Below are 14,567 nucleotides of genomic sequence, written 5' to 3'. Positions count from 1 at the left end.
CTCTCGCCCTCCAGGAGGTCACCATGAACGCACAAATTTCTCCCATCAGGCGCTTAGTCGTTCCGGCGCTGCTATTTTTGTTATATACCCCGGCGGCGTTGGCCATGGGCGATAACAGCCCGAGCAAACAAACCCCGGATTGCCCGAACGGTCAGGCCTACGACAGCGTGAGCCAAAAATGCGTTCCGCAAAAAACCAGCAGCCTTAGCGATGAAGATAAAACCAATTATGCCTGGCATCTGGCGAAAAAAGGGGAATATCAGACCGCGCTTAACCTGCTGGATACGCTGCACAACGCCAATACGCCTGAGGCGTGGAACTATCGCGGCTACGCCACGCGTAAGCTCGGCAGAACCGATGAAGGAATTGGCTATTATCAGCGGGCGCTGGCGCTGAAACCGGACTACGCGAAAGCCCGCGAATACCTTGGCGAGGCATGGATGGTTAAAGGACGCCCCGATCTGGCTAAGCAGCAGCTGGCGGCGATTGCCGGCATTTGCGGCCAAAGCTGCGAAGAGTACCGCGATCTTCAGTCGGCAATAAACGGACACCCTGAATCCTGATAGTCGTGATTCGCCAGAATCAATAAGGATAAGAACATCGCTAACCGTATCGTTGATAGCCAACTGGCCGCCCATCTTCCTCGCCTGTGGCGCTACGGCCTCGTACTCTCGCACAACCGCGACGTCGCCGAGGAACTGGTGCAGGCCACCTGCCTTCGCGCGCTCGAAAAGAGCGCGCAGTTTACCCCCGGCACCCGCATCGACAGGTGGCTATTTTCCATTTTGCACTCAATCTGGATTTCAGAGCTGCGCGCCCGCCAGGTCCGCCTCGGCCAGGGGTTTGTCGAGTGTGAGGAGCTGGCCGCCCCCGAGCCGGGCGAACAGGACGATACGCGGTGGCGCTATCGGCAACTTATGCTGCGGGTTAATCAACTGCCCGAGGCGCAGCGTAATGCCGTCTTTTTGGTGTATGTCGAGGGGTTTAGTTATCAGGAAGCCGCCGAGACGCTATCGGTACCTATTGGCACCATTATGAGTCGGCTGGCCGCCGCGCGGGAAACGCTGGCCAAAACGCCGGCGATTTCGCCCCCGGCGCAGGAGAAACGCTCATGAACCCTATTCGCTTTTCCCCACCCTGGCAGGACGAGGCCATTGTCGCCTGGCTTGATGGCGAAATGTGCGCGGAGGACGCCCGCCGTTTTAGCGAAACCTTTGCCCGCGACCCGCAGCTCGCCAGCCGCACCGCCACGTTGATGAATAATCATCAGCCTTATCAACATGCTTTCGCCGCCCTGCTTGATGAAGCACCCGTGGCGCGGATGCAGGCGAAACTGGGGCCCTATCTCGCCGCGCCGGAAAGTGAAGCGCAAAATCAGGCGCGCTTCAGCCGCCGCGCGCTGATCGCCGCCTCACTGGGCCTGTTGGTTATTGGTAGCGCAACAAGTTACTTCTGGCGGCCTGCGCCGCAGGAGGACGATGACGAGAATATTCGTCGTCTTGAAGCCCAGTACATGTCGCTATATAGCGCGGAAACCGTGGCCGATGTTGATAATTCACCTGAGATGCTCGACCGTGGCCTGCGTCGTTCGGCGCAGGATACAGGACTGTTGCTAGAACGACGCCAGCTCGCCTTGCCTGAGGCGGAGCTGAAAATGGTCCGTATGCTGCGCTACGAAAGTACCTCCATCACGCAAATTCTCTGGCTGCATACCGGTTACGGCCCGGTCGCGCTTTGTATTTCACCCGCCGCCCGGCAAACCGCCTCGCCGCCGCAAAATGAGCAGCGTCAGGGCATGAACCTGCGCTGGTGGCGCCACGGCGGCTACCAGTTTGCGTTGATCGGCCGTATGCCGACGCCCGCGCTCAACGATGCGGCGCACACCCTGCTGCAGGCGATAGTTTAAGCCTTCGCCTGCGGCACCCAGACCAGTTTGTTAACCGCGAAACCGAGCTCAGCGGCCAGGGCAAGGTACTGTTGTCGGATGTGGGACGGAATATCCGGGGTGCGCGAAAGCAGCCATAAATAGTCGCGGTTAGGCCCACTCACCAGCGCGTATTGATAATCCTCGTCGAGCGCGATCACGTTATATCCGCCATAGAAGGGACCGAAGAACGAGACTTTCAGCGCTGCCGTGGTGGAAGCGCCGGTGAAATAGGCTTTGCCTTCACTTTCGCGCCAGCGGTTGTTTCGCGGATCAAATCCTCGATTAAGTACGCGAATGCCGCCGTCATCACGCATGCTGTAAGTTGCCGTTACCTGCTGCAGACCTCGTTCGAAACGGTTTTCCAGGCGCGCGACTTCATACCAGCGCCCCAGATAGCGGCTGGCGTCAAAGTGGTTTATCGGTTTTACTCCGTGAGGCGGCGTGGGAGTCTTACAGGCGACTAACGCCAGCGATACCGCAACCCCGGTCAGAATTGGCCATAGTTTCATCGCATTCCCTCCTTTTTCTCTTTCCTGGCAGACAAGTATAACCCCGCGCAGAGAGCATTCGTCGTTTTTCAGAGAGATTTACCGCCTGACCTGTACAAGAAAGAAGAAAATAAAAATCATACATATCAACAATATAAACAAAAACACATTAACCCATCGCTAATTTGTACAAATTAATTCGCAGAAATTTGTACAACTTTTCCCTGAGCGTCTATAGTTGACGGGTAGCTCGATTTTACGCGCGCGCTCGGGTCAGCACTCTGCGCCAACGCCGCGGTTATTTTGAGGTGGTTCCTGCTTTACCGTTGCCTGTCCGCAATGTTTTGGCGTAAACGATGTGCAAATCGTTTACGCCAGCGGCTTTTATTTATCGCGTGGGAGATTCAGGGTTATGCATATCAAAAATACGATCCCTGTGCAGTTTATAGCTAACTGCGCATTGCTGAAAAACATTGAAAATAGCTTATTGCAGGAAAATAAAACCGTGGATGACCTTCAATTAATTAGCGAGATTAATCAACGGTTACAAATAGAAAGTAATGAAATCCTTGCCGACCTCTATTTACAGGCGCTGGATATTCTGCGCTGTGGTGTTCATCATTAATCCGTCCATCCGCTTCGTGGAGACCAAAATGTTCAGTAAACACACGCACATTTGTTCCGAACGCTATGACCTGTGGATTGACAACCACTATCTTCTGAGCGGCATCAGCCTCATTCTGCGTACGCTGCCAGAAAGATGCTTCAGTAAAAAACATGTCTTTTTTACCAGCGACAGTTATTTTTCGGTATTACAGCATAAATACAATCGCCGGGAGACGGTTTTTGTTTTATTAACTGAAGGCAACGATCTTAATTTCCTTAGCGAGCTGCCAATGTTACGCATCCCCGCCAGATCGACCCCTGCTGAATTAAAAACATTTCTCAATCAACCGACCCGATATTATAAATCGCATACTTCTCCTGGCGAACTGATACAGTTTACCGAGCGAGAAAAGAAAGTCATTCAGCTCATCAGTAATGGCGAAGCCATTGCCAGTATTGGTCGCTCGCTAAACTTGCATATTAAGACTATTTATCAAATCCGCTTGAATCTGATAAAAAAACTTGGCTGCAGCGGCAGGACAGATTTCTTTAATATCAGCCGTAGCGAAACATTTAAGTCCTGGAGTCAAATCCATCTGTAAGCGCGCGCGGCGTGAGCAAACAGAAACCTGCCTCACTTAAAAGGCAGGTTTTTTTATTCGTTACCGTGGAAGTGAATACTGAAACCCTGTTCCTGCCAGTGGCCCAGCAGCTCCAGTTGCAGCGGCGAAGCGGGCCGCCCGGTCCAGACGAAGATATGTTGCCCAGGAAACAGCTCCGGGCGGGGAGATTCTAACGGTTCCGCCAGCACGTTGACGTGCCAGCCACGCTGAGAAAGGCGCCAGGCTTCCAGCCATAGGCCGGTGCGGTCTTCATTCCCCCACCCCACCAGCAGCGTCTCCTTACCATTTTTTTTACGCGATTCCGCTAAAAACAGCGCCACGCAATCAATCAATATGCCATCCAACATGCTGCTAATGACCATTGAGGTATTTTGATCGAGTTTCAGCCGCTGGCGCACCGGCGCGAACAGGCTATCAAGCAGGGTGTCGACGGGATGCTGATGGCTTAATGCGGTGATTTTGGCGCGGATTTTTGCCGGCTGCATATAGCGCAGGATACTCATCATCTCTTCCTGCAACTGTGCGGATTCGTCACGGGCGGCAGGTAGCTGGCCTTCAAGCAGCGCCTTCACTTTGCCCACTGAAACGCCACGCTCTATCCAGCGCTTAATTTCTTCGATTCGCTGAATATCTTCTTCATCAAACTGACGGTGCCCGCCTTCGCTACGCTGCGGTTTCAGCAAACCATAACGCCGCTGCCAGGCTCGAAGGGTGACCGGATTGATTCCGCAACGCTCGGCTACTTCACCGATACTGTAAAAAGCCATAAGCCGCCTTTTCTCAACCTGATACTTTAGCGCCTAAACTAACGAATTTAGGCATACTGTACAACTCTCTTTTCTTGTACAGATAAAGATATCAGGTTGCAGCTCACAGCTTGCGGGAAAAAGGATGAAAGTGCGTTTACGCTATCTCAGAGTGGATCATATTTTCCCCGGCCAGGCGATAGCCGGCAGGCCACCCAGTCGCGGACTGGCAAACAGATTTCCCTGAAAATGAGAAATACCCGCCGCCTCCAGCCACATCCACTCCTCCGCCTGCTCAACGCCAACCACCGATACGGAAATTTCCAGCGAGTGACAGCATTTAATAATCGCCTGCACGATAGCCTGACGCGGCCCGTCACGATGGATGTTGCGGATCAGCTGCTGATCAATTTTAATTCGATCCGGTTGATAGTGCGCCAGCAGCGATAGCCCGGCAAAACCGGCGCCAAAGTGATCGATAGCGACGCGAATTCCCGCCCCCTTCAATTTGCGTACGGCATCGGTAAACTCATCCATCCGCGAGATCACTTCACGCTCGGTGAATTCAACAATAATCTGTTCCGGGATCAGATCGTTGCGCTGAATTTCCGTTAGCAGGAATGGCACCGCATCCGCCACTTTCACCAGCGTCATCGGCAGCAGATTGATGGTCAGCGTACGTTCACGCAGGCCTAATTTACCGGCAATGGCCAACGCAACCCGTTTACATTGCAAATCCGCGACGTAAACCTCATCGCCGGACAAACCGGCAAAGTAGGCCGCAGGCGGCTCTCCATCAACGGTGCGTAGCAGCGCTTCCCAGGAGACTATTTCACAGGCAAAAGGGTCAACCACCGGCTGAAAAGCAAAACAGCATGATTCAGCGCGGTCGATACAGGGCGCGGCCGGGTAAAACGAGCTCTCATCAGCAGTAAAATCCCAGCTATCAGCTGACGGAATTTCATAATAATTCTCTTTTTCCGTCGCTTCGACAAAGGTACGGAAAAAATGTAGCGCCCGGTCGTCGTAAGTCAGCTGATATTTTGTCGTCCCCTTATCCAGCACGTTCTGTAATACCGCGTCGCGATCGTGTTCCCTTAAATCAAACAGCTCCATGCCGACCTTACCAAAGCGGCGAGACGGCGCGTAATCGCACAGAAGCTCCACCAGATTGTAATGACGCGGGTCCGCGCAAATATGCCGATAGATTTGCTGTACGTTTTCTTCCGGTCCCTCAATGAGTTGGAAGAAATGCGTACCGTTAAAAAGTAAAATACCGGTGACATCCGCCTGACCATTTCTCTCGTTAGCCGCAGCAACCATCGACTCGAGCGATTTGAATGAGACATCGTCGCAGATATGGCTGCGATAAATGATGGTGGTGAGCATAGCGATTCCAGATGAGAGGTATAAGCATTCACAGTAGCAGTTACTGTTCGATACGTCTTGCGAAACAAGTATTTATATTAACAAAAATTGAACACACAACGCCGCCAGGCCGTATAATCTTGTACAAACTGTCACGCTTAGAATCCTCATCGCAATTTTACACAAAATAAAAAAAACAACAAATTTATCGTTATCTTTCAATAAACTATACTCCAATCACAATTTATTGCGCAACACGCTATGTACAAGTTACAGATTATTGTATAAGTTTACTCACAGTTAACAGATGAGTGAAATTAAAGGAGCGCATATGCAGCAGAATGGTTACATTCCAGATACAGCGAACGCGATAGCCCAGTATTTCAACAAAGCATCGTTACCTTCCCAGCAGGAGACGCTGGGCGAAATCGTGATGGACATACTCACCGAAGGGCGGCATTTAAACCGCAAAGCGCTCTGCACCAAGTTACTGAGCCGTCTTGACGTCGCACGAGCTCCGGAAGAAGAAAATCATTATCAAACGTTGATTGGCCTGCTGTTTGAGCGTCAGGAGTAAACGCTGACTGTCGGCCTGCACCTGACCTGGCTTACAGGAACAACGAGGCATGCAGAGGGACGATGATGAAAAGCAGTCAATCAGAACGGGTTAGCGATGAGATTATTGGCGAGGCGGTTTTATCCCTTCTTAAAACAAACCGGCCAATTAATATTCCGACGCTGCTAGTCAAACTTCGGTTAATGCAGGCAGCGGAAACGAACCACCAGCGAAGGAATGCAATTATTGCCGTTATTGATGAAATTAGCGTCAGACTCACGACGCGCGGCAATCACGCTCCGGTCATTAAAAAGATTAACGGCCAGTGGGAAAACAGAGCCGTTGTTGTGGATGGTAACGTCGAACCGACGGGTAAAAAAATACACTGATCCCCAATCAAGTTTAATAAACAAGTGAGAATATGATGAGACAGACTATGCATCAGCAATCAGATATTTACGCAGGACTGCAGGATAGAGCGCTCTCAGAATATTTCCGCGCCGCCGGAGATAAATTAGTCGATGAATCTGCGGTAATGTCGCTGGCAATCGACAGCATCCTCAGCTCAGATGGGCATCTGAGCAATAAGGCGCTTATTTTATGGTTGATCAATGCCCTGGAAACCACCGATAACGTGGTCACCGCGGATGTGATTCGCAAGACGCTGGAAATTGTCGTCGGCTATACAATGGATGATATTTAAGCCTGTCAGTCCGAATAAAAAAACCTCGCGGCGCGAGGTTTTTTTATTCCATCAGTAGCACATTAATGCGCGTTAACCACTACCCACATCGGTCCCTGACCAACGGCATAACGCCCTTTCTCTTTTAACAGCCCCTGCTCGCCGGCAATTTCATATACTGCGATATGATGCGATTTCTGCCCGGCGGCAATCAAATACTTACCGCTGTGATCGAGATTAAAGCCGCGCGGCTGCGCTTCGGTCGGCTGGTAGCCTTCAATAGACAGTACGCTACCGTCTTCAGAAACGCTGAAGATGGTGATAATGCTGGCGGTACGATCGCAGGCATAAAGATGACGGCCATCCGGCGTAATATGAATATCCGCAGCCCAGCGCACGCCGGTGAAATCTGGCGGCATCATATCCAGCGTCTGCACGCACTCAATTTTCCCGTGCGGATCTTTAAGCTCCCACACGTCAACGGAGCTGTTCAGTTCATTCACACAGTAGCCATACTGCTGGTTCGGATGGAACACCATATGCCGCGGACCGGCGCCTTCAACGGTAGTGACTTCCGTCGGCTCCTGTGCGGCCAGATAGCCGTCGTCGCTCAGGTTAAACAGGCAAATACGATCCTGCTTCAGCGCCGGTACCCATAGCGTGCGGTTGTCCGGCGAAATATTGGCCGAGTGACAGCCTTCCAGCCCCTCGACGACGGTGACCGTTTCGCCCGGCAGGCCGTCAATCAATGGCGTCACGCTCACGCAACCCTGATTGTAGGAAGCGCTAAAAACAAAACGGCCCTGATGGTCGGTGGAGATATGCGTCGGGCTCCCCGGCAGCGCAGCTTCACCGGCGAAAGTCAGCGCGCCATTATCTGGCGCAATGCGGTAAGCCAGGACGCGAAACTCCGGACGAACGCCGACATAGAGATACTCTTTGTTCGGACTTACCACCATCGGCTGCACCTGGCCCGGGGCATCAACAACCTGAACCAATGTCAGATTTCCCTCAGCATTGAGGCTCCAGACGTGAATCTGATGGCTCTCCGGGCTGGCGGTATATACGGTTTGTTTCATGACTACTCCTTTCCTCACTGCTCGTGAAACTGCTCGTGGACATCGTTATACATTTCATCCGGCGCGCGACGCAACGATGAATGGTATAGACGTTTTTAACGGTAGATGCTGAAAAATTTGCCCCTGAGACGAAGCCGTGTACCATCATGGCAGACAACTTTTCATCATTTACCGGAACCAACACATGACCTCACGCGTGATCGCCCTCGATTTAGACGGCACCCTACTGACCTCGAAAAAAATGATTCTTCCGGCGTCGCTCGATGCGCTGGCTCGCGCCCGGGAGGCTGGATATCAGGTGATCGTCGTAACCGGCCGACATCACGTCGCTATCCATCCTTTTTATCAGGCACTGGCTCTCGATACACCTGCAATTTGTTGTAATGGTACCTATTTGTATGATTATCATGCAAAAAAGGTTCTCGAGTCCGATCCGATGCCGGTGGATAAAGCCCTCAGCCTGACCAACATGCTCGCCGAACACGATATTCACGGTCTGATGTACGTCGATAACGCCATGCTTTATGAACGTCCGACCGGCCACGTGATCCGCACCACTAACTGGGCGCAGTCGTTGCCGGTTGAACAACGCCCGGTTTTCACCCAGGTGGATTCTCTGGCGCAGGCGGCGCGTGAAGTACAAGCGGTATGGAAATTCGCCCTTACCGACGAAAATATCCCGAAATTGCAGGCCTTCGCGCAGACCGTCGGCCAGAAACTGGGCCTGGAATGCGAATGGTCGTGGCACGATCAGGTTGATATCGCCCGCGCCGGCAATAGCAAAGGCAAACGCCTGGCGCAGTGGGTCTCCGCGCAAGGATTATCCATGCAGGACGTCATCGCTTTTGGCGATAACTACAACGACCTCAGCATGCTGGAAGCCGCCGGGACCGGCGTGGCGATGGGTAACGCGGTTGAGGAAGTAAAAGCGCGGGCCAACGTGGTGATCGGCGAAAACGAAACCACCAGCATCGCCGACTTTATCAATCGTAACTTGCTGTAATCAGGCCGCGATCGACACGCTCTTAATTTGCGCATACAGCCACTGGCCTGGGCTGACACCCAGGTCATCCCGCGCCCACGGGCTAATTCGCGCCCATAGCGTTTTGCCGCTGACCGTAAGCTGTACCTCAATCTGACCGTTGGTTTCCACGCAGCCAACAACCTGTGCGCGCAGAATATTCCGGATACTGGTCTGTCGCGGATGCTCCAGCACCAGCGACACATCCGACGCCTGAATACGAATACGCGCCGCTTCGCCCGGCTCCCGCGCCAGTTGATTAACCCATAGTTGCTGATCGCCCAGCGCCAGCGCGGTCATCGCATATTGCGGATGCTGCGCGATGACCGAGACGTTAAGAATCGTGCTCTGCTGCTCCTGCGGCAGCCACGGATGCATCACGCTGCTGCTCCAGACCGTTTCGAGATCGCCAAACGCCTTCACTTTCCCCGCCTCCAGCACCAGCACGTTATCGGCCAGGTGCTGAATTTCATCGAGCGAGTGGCTGACATATAGCATCGGGATGTGGATCTCGCGCGCCAGTCTCTGTAAATAGGGGAGTAATTCGCGCTTGCGCGGAATATCCAGCGAGGCCAGCGGCTCATCCAGCAGCAGCAATTCCGGCGCGGTCAACAGGGCGCGGCCAATCGCCACCCGCTGTTTTTCCCCGCCGGACAAACTACCGGGCAGTCGTTCAAGCAGGTGCTCAATGCCCAACAACGCCACCAGCTTATCAAATTGCGCGGCCATGCTTTTGGCCATCCCATATTTCAGGTTGCCGCGCACTTTGTAGTGCGGAAACAGCCGCGCGTCCTGAAACACGTAGCCGATGCGCCGCTTCTCCGGCGCCAGGCAGATGCGCTGTCGCGCGTCATTGAGTACCCGACCATTGAGCACAATGCGCCCCTGCTGCGGCTGCGTCAGCCCGCCGATCGCATTAATCAGCGAGGTTTTGCCCGCGCCCGAGACGCCGAAAATTGCGGTAATGCCGCTGGCGGGCAGGGTTTCATGTACTTCAAGACAGTGGTTGCCCAGCGTCTGGCTAAAATCGAGCTCCAGCATAGTTATTTTCCCATCCGCTTACGGCTAAGGCGCGCCAGCCATTCGGAGACCAGCAGTGATACCAGCGCCAGGACAATAGAGATGATGCACAACCGCGCGGCGGCGCCTTCGCTGCCTGGCGTTTGAATCAGGGTATACATCGCGGAAGGAATGGTGCGCGTTTCGCCAGGAATGTTTGAGACAAAGGTGATCGTCGCGCCAAACTCCCCCAGCGAACGGGCGAAAGCCAGCACCGTACCGACAATAATGCCCGGCAGAGTCAACGGCAGCGTGATGGTGAAAAATACCCGCCAGCGATTAGCCCCGAGGGTGCGCGCCGCCTGTTCAAGCTTTACGTCCACCCCTTCAAGGGCGAGGCGAATCGCCCGTACCATCAGCGGGAATGACATCACCGCCGCCGCCAGTACCGCCCCCCGCCAACTGAAGGCGAAAGTCAGACCAAACCAGTCGTATAACCAACTGCCAATAAAGCCGCGCCGCCCCATGGAAATCAGTAGCAGATAGCCGACCACCACCGGCGGCAGCACCAGCGGTAGATGTATAATACTATCGAGTAACGCTTTGCCGGGAAAATGGCGGCGCACCAGCAGCCAGGCAAAAAAGATCCCAAAAGGTAAGCTGCAAACCACCGCCAGGGATGAAACTTTCAGGCTCAGCAGTACCGCCTGCCATTCGGGATCGCTTAAAATCATTGCTGTGTGGTGAATCCGTAACGTTTAAAGATAGCCGAGGCTTCCGGGCCTTTGAGGTAGTCGTAAAACGCGGTTACGGTAGCATTTTTATGCCCATCAACGATAGCCAGCGGATACTCGACTTTTTTGTGCGAATCCTCCGGGAAGGTGCCCACCACTTTAACCCCCTTGCTGGCGACGGCATCAGAGCCGTAGACGATGCCCAGCGGCGCTTCGTTGCGCTCCACCAGCGCCAGCGCGCCGCGCACGTCTTCTGCCGGCGCGAGCTTCGGCGACAACGTCTCCCAGGCCCCCAGTTTCTGCAGCGCTTCTTTCGCGTAGATCCCCGCCGGCACGTGATCCGGATCGCCGACCGCCAGACGCCCGCCTTGCAGCAGGCTGACCCAGTCGGTTTTATCATTAATGGCGATATCGCCGCGATCGCTGGCTTTCGGCGCCACCACCACCAGGCTATTGCCCAGCAGCGTGGTGCGGGAAGCCGTATCGATTGATTTTTTGTCTACGGCATAGTCCATCCATTTCTGATCCGCAGAAATAAATAGATCGGCAGGCGCGCCGGCTTCAATCTGGCGCGCCAGCGTGGAGGAAGAGGCAAAGGAAGAAACCACCTCGACATGACGCTCTTTTTTATACGCCTGGGCGATATCCTGCATAGCGTTAGTTAACGACGCCGCGGCAAAAACGGTTATTTTGCCGTCCTGCGCCAGCGCATGACCAGAAACGCAGAGCGTTAATACCGCCCCGGTAAGTAAACGCGACCATTGACCTGCCATTGGAAACTCCTGTTTATTCGTTATGTAATGAATAATATAACGACTATGGTGAGAATTTCACAGCGCCAATTAGGGGTAATCAGGATGGGGACAAAAGAAAACGCCCGGCGGGCCGGGCGTTGGGGAAATCAGTGGTTTTGCTGGCTGCTGTCTTTATGACCGGCGCCGGAGAAAAGGTTGAACACTTCACCGAGACCGTAAATCAGACCGAGGATGACCGCCATCACCACAGGTACCATGACGACAGCAAATACCAGACTTTTCAACAGCTCTAACATGGTTGGCTCCAGATAGTACGAATATTTCATTGTAACCATTTTGGCCGGAAAAACACGCCCCATTTGTGCGGTGCCTCGCCGCCGCGGCAGATGGCTGTTGCAAGATAGGCGCTATCGTTCACAATACGCTTTTTACGTCAGGAATTGATTATGCAGGCCGAAATCCTTCTTACGCTTAAACTTCAGCAGCGCCTGTTCGCCGATCCCCGCCGGATCGCCCTACTCAAGCAGATTGATCGGACTGGCTCAATTAGCCAGGGGGCGAAGAACGCCGGTATCAGCTATAAAAGCGCATGGGATGCGATCAACGAAATGAACCAGCTCAGCGAACAGTCGCTGGTCGACCGCGCCACCGGCGGTAAAGGCGGCGGCGGCGCGGTGCTGACCCGCTATGGCCAGCGGTTGATTCAGTTGTACGATCTGTTGGCGCAGATTCAACAAAAAGCCTTCGACGTACTAAGCGACGATGACGCCCTGCCCCTCGACAGTTTGCTGGCGGCAATTTCCCGCTTCTCGTTACAAACCAGCGCCCGCAACCAGTGGTTCGGCACCATCACCGGTCGCGACCACCAGCAGGTACAGCAACATGTCGACGTGCTGCTGGCGGACGGTCAAACCCGTTTTAAAGTCGCCATTACCGCACAAAGCGCCGACCGTCTCGGGCTCGATGAAGGCCAGGAAGTGCTGGTGTTGCTGAAAGCGCCGTGGGTCGGCATCACGCTGGATCACGCCGTGGCGCAGCAGGCGGATAACCAGCTTACCGGGCGCATTAGCCGCATTGAACGCGGCCCGGATCGGTGTGAAGTCATCATGGCGTTGCCGGATGGGCAAAACCTGTGCGCCACGCTGTCAACGGCGCAAATCGACGGTTTGCAGGAGGGCGCGCAGGCGATCGCTTACTTCAATGCCGATCGCATCATTCTGGCCACCTTATGCTAATGGCATTGACTTTATTGCCGTGAAGACGTATCCCTGAAGTACAACGCTGCAAAAAGTGGGATACACAATGTCATCATTGCAAATTTCGCAAGGCACGTTTCGCCTTAGCGATATAAAAACCTTACATATCGATCGCCTCACGCTGCGTGCTGGCGAAAGCTGGGCTTTCGTCGGCAGTAACGGTAGCGGTAAATCGGCGCTGGCCAGAGCGCTGGCCGGCGAACTGACTCTACTCAACGGGCAGCGCGAAAGCACATTTCAGCGTACGACTCGCCTCTCCTTCGAACAGCTGCAGAAACTGGTCAGCGACGAGTGGCAACGCAACAACACCGATATGCTTAGCCCCGGCGAAGAAGACACCGGACGCACTACCGCAGAAATCATCGAAGATGAAAAACGCGACCCGGAACGCTGTGCCCGGCTGGCGGAGCAGTTTGGTATTAGCCACCTGCTGACGCGGCGCTTTAAATATCTGTCGACGGGCGAAACCCGCAAAACGCTCCTCTGTCAGGCGCTGATGAGCGATCCCGACCTGCTGATCCTCGACGAACCGTTTGATGGCCTGGATGTCGCTTCTCGCCAACAGTTGGCCGACCTGCTGGCCAGCCTGCATCAGGATGGCATCACCCTGGTACTGGTTCTCAACCGCTTTGATGAGATCCCGGAATTTATTGAATATGCCGGCGTGCTGGCGGATTGCACGCTGAGCGAAATCGGCGAGAAACAGGCCTTACTGCAACAGGCGCTGATTGCCCAACTGGCGCACAGCGAGAAGCTTACTGGCATGACGCTCCCGGAACCGGATGCTCCCGCCGCGCGGCACGATTTAGCGGAGAACGCTCCGCTTATCATTCTTAACGACGGCACGGTGTCGTATAACGATAAAGCGATCATTAACCAGCTAAGCTGGACGGTGAATCCCGGCGAACACTGGCAAATTGTCGGTCCCAACGGCGCGGGCAAATCCACATTGCTGAGCCTGATCACCGGCGACCATCCGCAGGGTTACAGCAACGACCTGACTCTGTTTGGCCGCCGTCGCGGCAGCGGCGAGACCATCTGGGATATCAAAAAACATATTGGCTATGTCAGTAGCAGCCTGCATCTGGAATACCGCGTCAGCACTAACGTGCGTAACGTGATCCTTTCCGGCTATTTTGATTCGATCGGCATTTATCAGGCGGTCTCTGATAAACAGCACAAGCTGGTCCAGCGCTGGCTGGATATTCTGGGCATTGATAAACGCACCGCCGACGCCCCGTTCCATAGTTTGTCGTGGGGACAGCAGCGGCTGGCGCTGATCGTTCGCGCGCTGGTTAAACACCCGACCTTACTGATACTCGATGAACCTTTACAGGGTTTAGATCCGCTGAATCGTCAACTGGTACGTCGTTTCGTTGATGTTTTGATTGGCGAAGGGGCCACGCAGCTGCTGTTTGTATCGCATCATGCCGAAGATGCCCCTGACTGCATTACCCACCGTCTGGAGTTTATTCGTAGTGGAGACGGTTACACTTACCACCTCGGCACGCTGGCAGAATAGCGCTATACAGGGGTCTGCGGATCCCTGTATTTTTTCAGAGAAATAACCAAAAATCACAACAACCAACTGTTTTATAAAAGTTTATATAAAATCAGCCTTAATGTTGCACCAAGTGTAAACGATTCCACTATTTTAGCCTGTGTCACACTTTTGCCTTCTTTGGTATGCTATCTTCTTCTCACACGATAAGCCTATTGGAGCGAAT

Annotated in this window: 19 protein-coding genes; 11 read left to right on the top strand and 8 right to left on the bottom strand. The window is 53.8% G+C overall.

Translation table 11 applies throughout. The annotated features are described in order from the left end of the window. Positions 1-23 precede the first annotated feature (23 nt). The 3 genes from AC22LX_RS15920 to AC22LX_RS15910 are packed head-to-tail and all read left to right on the top strand — an operon-like array spanning position 24 to position 1,906. On the top strand, positions 24-563 hold the full coding sequence (locus AC22LX_RS15920) for a tetratricopeptide repeat protein (protein WP_045395071.1): 540 nt from the start codon (positions 24-26) through the stop codon (positions 561-563). An 18-nt stretch (positions 564-581) separates the two neighbouring features. Next, entirely contained in the window at positions 582-1,115 is a 534-nt protein-coding gene (locus tag AC22LX_RS15915) for an RNA polymerase sigma factor (RefSeq protein WP_045395072.1), read from the top strand. Next, positions 1,112-1,906: an anti-sigma factor family protein gene (locus AC22LX_RS15910; protein WP_045395073.1), complete on the top strand. Its 795-nt coding sequence runs from the start codon at positions 1,112-1,114 to the stop codon at positions 1,904-1,906. The genes AC22LX_RS15915 and AC22LX_RS15910 overlap by 4 nt, the downstream gene beginning before the upstream one ends. Here AC22LX_RS15910 and blc read toward each other — a convergent pair. Further along, complete coding sequence (gene blc / locus AC22LX_RS15905; RefSeq protein WP_045395074.1) at positions 1,903-2,436, bottom strand: outer membrane lipoprotein Blc; 534 nt, start codon at positions 2,434-2,436, stop codon at positions 1,903-1,905. The two genes, AC22LX_RS15910 and blc, sit on opposite strands and share 4 nt — an antisense overlap. A 391-nt stretch (positions 2,437-2,827) precedes the next feature. On the opposite strand from blc, the gene AC22LX_RS15900 reads away from it, so the two are divergent. Next, positions 2,828-3,040 carry a biofilm development regulator YmgB/AriR family protein gene (locus AC22LX_RS15900; RefSeq protein WP_045395075.1) on the top strand — a complete coding sequence of 71 codons (213 nt, stop codon included), beginning with the start codon at positions 2,828-2,830 and terminating at the stop codon, positions 3,038-3,040. A 28-nt stretch (positions 3,041-3,068) separates the two neighbouring features. After that, positions 3,069-3,623, top strand: coding sequence for a helix-turn-helix transcriptional regulator (locus AC22LX_RS15895; RefSeq protein ID WP_045395089.1), 555 nt, complete (start codon positions 3,069-3,071; stop codon positions 3,621-3,623). Between the two features lie 53 nt (positions 3,624-3,676). On the opposite strand, the gene AC22LX_RS15890 is transcribed toward AC22LX_RS15895, so the two are convergent. After that, on the bottom strand, positions 3,677-4,411 hold the full coding sequence (locus AC22LX_RS15890; protein WP_015704784.1) for a MerR family transcriptional regulator: 735 nt from the start codon (positions 4,409-4,411) through the stop codon (positions 3,677-3,679). A 156-nt stretch (positions 4,412-4,567) separates the two neighbouring features. After that, complete coding sequence (locus AC22LX_RS15885; protein ID WP_045395076.1) at positions 4,568-5,779, bottom strand: diguanylate phosphodiesterase; 1,212 nt, start codon at positions 5,777-5,779, stop codon at positions 4,568-4,570. A 310-nt stretch (positions 5,780-6,089) separates the two neighbouring features. Here AC22LX_RS15885 and ycgZ point away from each other — a divergent pair, with 310 nt between their 5' ends. The 3 genes from ycgZ (at position 6,090) to AC22LX_RS15870 (ending at position 7,017) form a co-directional block, all read left to right on the top strand. Then, the gene (gene ycgZ, locus AC22LX_RS15880) at positions 6,090-6,335 is read left to right on the top strand and encodes a regulatory protein YcgZ (RefSeq protein ID WP_015367637.1); all 246 of its coding nucleotides are present in this window, start codon (positions 6,090-6,092) and stop codon (positions 6,333-6,335) included. A 65-nt stretch (positions 6,336-6,400) separates the two neighbouring features. After that, a complete protein-coding gene (locus AC22LX_RS15875) occupies positions 6,401-6,703 on the top strand; it encodes a hypothetical protein (RefSeq protein WP_045395090.1) in 303 nt (100 codons plus the stop codon). Between the two features lie 47 nt (positions 6,704-6,750). Further along, complete coding sequence (locus AC22LX_RS15870) at positions 6,751-7,017, top strand: biofilm development regulator YmgB/AriR family protein (protein ID WP_045395077.1); 267 nt, start codon at positions 6,751-6,753, stop codon at positions 7,015-7,017. 62 nt (positions 7,018-7,079) lie between these two features. Here AC22LX_RS15870 and pgl read toward each other — a convergent pair whose 3' ends face one another. Beyond that, entirely contained in the window at positions 7,080-8,075 is a 996-nt protein-coding gene (gene pgl / locus AC22LX_RS15865) for a 6-phosphogluconolactonase (RefSeq protein WP_487334082.1), read from the bottom strand. 184 nt (positions 8,076-8,259) lie between these two features. Between pgl and AC22LX_RS15860 the strand changes: the two genes are divergently transcribed. Next, a complete protein-coding gene (locus tag AC22LX_RS15860) occupies positions 8,260-9,078 on the top strand; it encodes a pyridoxal phosphatase (protein ID WP_045395079.1) in 819 nt (272 codons plus the stop codon). Here AC22LX_RS15860 and modC read toward each other — a convergent pair whose 3' ends face one another. From modC to AC22LX_RS15840, 4 genes are all read right to left on the bottom strand, one after another. Beyond that, positions 9,079-10,137 (bottom strand): molybdenum ABC transporter ATP-binding protein ModC, encoded by a 1,059-nt coding sequence (gene modC / locus AC22LX_RS15855; protein WP_045395080.1) that lies wholly within the window; start codon positions 10,135-10,137, stop codon positions 9,079-9,081. Positions 10,138-10,139: 2 nt separating this feature from the next. Beyond that, positions 10,140-10,829 carry a molybdate ABC transporter permease subunit gene (gene modB, locus AC22LX_RS15850; protein ID WP_015367643.1) on the bottom strand — a complete coding sequence of 230 codons (690 nt, stop codon included), beginning with the start codon at positions 10,827-10,829 and terminating at the stop codon, positions 10,140-10,142. Continuing rightward, the gene (gene modA, locus AC22LX_RS15845; RefSeq protein WP_045395081.1) at positions 10,826-11,602 is read right to left on the bottom strand and encodes a molybdate ABC transporter substrate-binding protein; all 777 of its coding nucleotides are present in this window, start codon (positions 11,600-11,602) and stop codon (positions 10,826-10,828) included. The genes modB and modA overlap by 4 nt, the downstream gene beginning before the upstream one ends. Before the next feature lie 128 nt (positions 11,603-11,730). Next, positions 11,731-11,880: an AcrZ family multidrug efflux pump-associated protein gene (locus AC22LX_RS15840; RefSeq protein ID WP_045395091.1), complete on the bottom strand. Its 150-nt coding sequence runs from the start codon at positions 11,878-11,880 to the stop codon at positions 11,731-11,733. 150 nt (positions 11,881-12,030) lie between these two features. On the opposite strand from AC22LX_RS15840, the gene modE reads away from it, so the two are divergent. Both modE and modF read left to right on the top strand, forming a co-directional pair. Beyond that, positions 12,031-12,819 (top strand): molybdenum-dependent transcriptional regulator, encoded by a 789-nt coding sequence (gene modE, locus AC22LX_RS15835; RefSeq protein ID WP_045395082.1) that lies wholly within the window; start codon positions 12,031-12,033, stop codon positions 12,817-12,819. Between the two features lie 67 nt (positions 12,820-12,886). Continuing rightward, entirely contained in the window at positions 12,887-14,362 is a 1,476-nt protein-coding gene (modF, locus tag AC22LX_RS15830; RefSeq protein ID WP_045395083.1) for a molybdate ABC transporter ATP-binding protein ModF, read from the top strand. Positions 14,363-14,567 lie beyond the last annotated feature (205 nt).

Source organism: Klebsiella sp. PK01, from assembly GCF_057624675.1.
Note: the sequence above shows the minus strand (reverse complement) of the source record. Positions and strands in the feature narration are given on the sequence as shown.

Bases quoted from the DNA above. Each gene is read 5' to 3' on its own strand.
- modB (WP_015367643.1), bottom strand. From the start codon at position 10,829: ATGATTTTAAGCGATCCCGAATGGCAGGCGGTACTGCTGAGCCTGAAA.
- AC22LX_RS15840 (WP_045395091.1), bottom strand. From the start codon at position 11,880: ATGTTAGAGCTGTTGAAAAGTCTGGTATTTGCTGTCGTCATGGTACCT.
- AC22LX_RS15890 (WP_015704784.1), bottom strand. From the start codon at position 4,411: ATGGCTTTTTACAGTATCGGTGAAGTAGCCGAGCGTTGCGGAATCAAT.
- AC22LX_RS15910 (WP_045395073.1), top strand. From the start codon at position 1,112: ATGAACCCTATTCGCTTTTCCCCACCCTGGCAGGACGAGGCCATTGTC.
- blc (WP_045395074.1), bottom strand. From the start codon at position 2,436: ATGAAACTATGGCCAATTCTGACCGGGGTTGCGGTATCGCTGGCGTTA.
- ycgZ (WP_015367637.1), top strand. From the start codon at position 6,090: ATGCAGCAGAATGGTTACATTCCAGATACAGCGAACGCGATAGCCCAG.
- AC22LX_RS15900 (WP_045395075.1), top strand. From the start codon at position 2,828: ATGCATATCAAAAATACGATCCCTGTGCAGTTTATAGCTAACTGCGCA.
- AC22LX_RS15860 (WP_045395079.1), top strand. From the start codon at position 8,260: ATGACCTCACGCGTGATCGCCCTCGATTTAGACGGCACCCTACTGACC.
- AC22LX_RS15875 (WP_045395090.1), top strand. From the start codon at position 6,401: ATGAAAAGCAGTCAATCAGAACGGGTTAGCGATGAGATTATTGGCGAG.
- AC22LX_RS15870 (WP_045395077.1), top strand. From the start codon at position 6,751: ATGCATCAGCAATCAGATATTTACGCAGGACTGCAGGATAGAGCGCTC.
- AC22LX_RS15885 (WP_045395076.1), bottom strand. From the start codon at position 5,779: ATGCTCACCACCATCATTTATCGCAGCCATATCTGCGACGATGTCTCA.
- modC (WP_045395080.1), bottom strand. From the start codon at position 10,137: ATGCTGGAGCTCGATTTTAGCCAGACGCTGGGCAACCACTGTCTTGAA.
- pgl (WP_487334082.1), bottom strand. From the start codon at position 8,075: ATGAAACAAACCGTATATACCGCCAGCCCGGAGAGCCATCAGATTCAC.
- modE (WP_045395082.1), top strand. From the start codon at position 12,031: ATGCAGGCCGAAATCCTTCTTACGCTTAAACTTCAGCAGCGCCTGTTC.
- modF (WP_045395083.1), top strand. From the start codon at position 12,887: ATGTCATCATTGCAAATTTCGCAAGGCACGTTTCGCCTTAGCGATATA.
- AC22LX_RS15920 (WP_045395071.1), top strand. From the start codon at position 24: ATGAACGCACAAATTTCTCCCATCAGGCGCTTAGTCGTTCCGGCGCTG.
- modA (WP_045395081.1), bottom strand. From the start codon at position 11,602: ATGGCAGGTCAATGGTCGCGTTTACTTACCGGGGCGGTATTAACGCTC.
- AC22LX_RS15895 (WP_045395089.1), top strand. From the start codon at position 3,069: ATGTTCAGTAAACACACGCACATTTGTTCCGAACGCTATGACCTGTGG.